The organism is Streptomyces sp. NPDC058157, from assembly GCF_042884105.1.
Classification (GTDB): domain Bacteria; phylum Actinomycetota; class Actinomycetes; order Streptomycetales; family Streptomycetaceae; genus Streptomyces.
Map to the genome: position 1 here is coordinate 1 of NZ_JBHVUQ010000398.1, position 2270 is coordinate 2270.

A 2270-nucleotide genomic window follows, 5' to 3' on the forward strand; every position below is an offset into this window, starting at 1 on the left:
AGCGGCCCCATCCAACACCGAGTGCCAGCGCGGGACCCGCCACTTGTCCGCTCCCCCCTGGGACTCTTCACGCGCGGTGGCCCCCCCAAAATTGGTGGGGGGGGCCCCTCGGCGTGTGCGCTGCGGCGCGGACGGCCGCCGGCCGTGTCCCGGCGGCCGCCGCAGCGGTTACGAGGTGAGCGGCGGGCGGTAGCCGGTGTCCGGGCCGGACCGTCCGGCCGGGGAGCCGTCCTCGCGGATCACCTCGCCCTGGACGACCTTGCCGTCGGGGAAGTGGATACGGGCCTGCGTGTAGGCGTCGCCGAAGCCACCCGGGGTGCCGGCGGCCATCTTCCGCTCCAGCGTCCGCTCGGCGCGGCGGGCGGCGAAGGCCCGTACCGGCGGGAGCAGCAGGAGCAGCCCGGCCACGTCGGAGAGCAGGCCGGGCAGGATCAGCAGCAGCCCGGCCAGCATGGTCATGCCGTTGCCGGAGCCCTTGGCGGGCTGCGGGGCGGCAGGGGCCCCGCCGGACATGGCCTGCTCCTGCGCCTGCTGGAAGGTCCGCGTCAGGTTCTTGAAGGCCCGCCGCCCGGCCCGCTTGATCACCACCACGCCCAGGACCAGCCCGCCCGCGAGGAGCGCGGCCACGGTGAACCCGCCGGCCGCGCCGGCGACCAGGCTCAGCAGCCAGATCTCCAGGACCAGCCAGCCGGCCACCGCCAGCGGGAGGAACGTACGGGTGCGCGAACGCTGCCGGGGGGCCGTGGCCGTCGATGTACCGCTACTCATACCACCCAGTGTGCCCGGGACGGCGTAAAAGCGACCTCAGCCGGAGGTACCGGACGGCCCCTAGGGGACGGGCCCGGGACTACCGGCGGGCCGTGCCCCCGGTGAGCTTGGCGAGGCGGTCCCCCAGGCCCCAGTGGGTGACCCGCCAGAGGGCCTCGACCACGATGTCCTTGCTCATCTTGCTGTCGCCGAGCTCGCGCTCCACGAACGTGATGGGGACCTCCACCACCCGGAAGCCCTTGCGGACGGCCCGGCGGGCCAGGTCGACCTGGAAGCAGTAGCCGGCCGAGGCGACCTCGTCCAGGCCGAGCCCCTCCAGGGTCTCGCGGCGGAACGCCCGGTAGCCGCCGGTGACGTCGCGGATCGGGACGTCCAGCATCAGGCGGGAGTAGGTGGAACCGCCGCGGGAGAGGAACTCGCGGCTCTTGGGCCAGTTCACGACCCGGCCGCCCGGCACCCAGCGGGAGCCGAGGACCAGGTCCGCGCCGGCCAGCGCGGTGAGCAGGCGGGGCAGCTCCTCCGGCTGGTGGGAGCCGTCGGCGTCCATCTCGACCAGGACCCCGTAGCCGTGTTCCAGGCCCCAGGCGAAGCCCGCCAGGTAGGCGGCGCCGAGCCCCTCCTTGCCCTTGCGGTGCATGACGTGGACCTGGTCGTCGGCGGCCGCCAGCTCGTCGGCGAGCTTGCCGGTGCCGTCGGGGCTGTTGTCGTCCGCGACGAGGACGTGTGCCTCGGGGACCGCCGCACGGACCCGGCCCACGATCCGGCCGATGTTCTCCGCCTCGTTGTAGGTCGGAATGATCACCAGCGTGGTGCCGAGCGGCCCGAAGGTGCGCTGTCCGCCGTTGCTCACCGGTTCCCCTTGCGTGTCTTGCGTCGAATCGTCCCCGTGCGGGCGCTCTCGCGCGGCCCGTCACAGCAGGATGATTTTAGAACAGCGATCGGGCCCGGCGGCCCTTCGGGCCGGACCGGAGCCCGCTGGCTGCGGACCGCCGTGACCGTTGTCTACTGGACCGCCGGGCCCGATCCGGTGCCACCGCCGCCCCGGCGAAACCTTCCCTCGCTCCCGAGGCGCGGGTGCGCGGGACGGACGGCTCCCTCCGGTCCGGCGTCCTGCCGGTGGACCCGGGCGAACCTATCCGGGCGGGACCGCCCGGACCGAACCGATGCCGGGTGGATCACCCCTGTGGCCGTACGAAAACCTCCCGGCCGCCCACCACGGTCCGCAGGCACACGGGCAGTTCCCCGCCCGGGGTGAGGTCCGGGAGGCCGGGGGTGCCGGAGCGCGGGTCGGTGGACCAGCGGGCCACCCGGTCGTCGGGGGCCTGGACCACCAGCTCACCCGTCTGCCAGACCGCGTAGTCGGCGGGCGCGCCGGGCACCAGGATGCCCGCGTCGTCCCGGCCCAGGGCCCGCCAGCCGCCGCGGGTGTGGGCGGCGAAGGCGGCCCGGACCGAGATCCGGTGCTCGGGGGTGCGGTGGAAGGCGGCGGCGCGGACGGTGCC

General features: G+C 74.8%; 3 protein-coding genes. All 3 read right to left on the minus strand.

Going from position 1 to position 2270, the window contains the following annotated elements; translation table 11 throughout:
* Window positions 1-168: 168 nt before the first annotated feature.
* Entirely contained in the window at window positions 169-768 is a 600-nt protein-coding gene (gene fxsA / locus ACFVXK_RS38270; RefSeq protein WP_389621911.1) for an FxsA family membrane protein, read from the minus strand.
* A gap of 79 nt (window positions 769-847) precedes the next feature.
* The gene (locus ACFVXK_RS38275; protein WP_389621914.1) at window positions 848-1618 is read right to left on the minus strand and encodes a polyprenol monophosphomannose synthase; all 771 of its coding nucleotides are present in this window, start codon (window positions 1616-1618) and stop codon (window positions 848-850) included.
* A 325-nt stretch (window positions 1619-1943) separates the two neighbouring features.
* Window positions 1944-2270: amidohydrolase family protein (locus ACFVXK_RS38280; protein WP_389621917.1), on the minus strand; the 327-nt coding region annotated here is incomplete at its 5' end.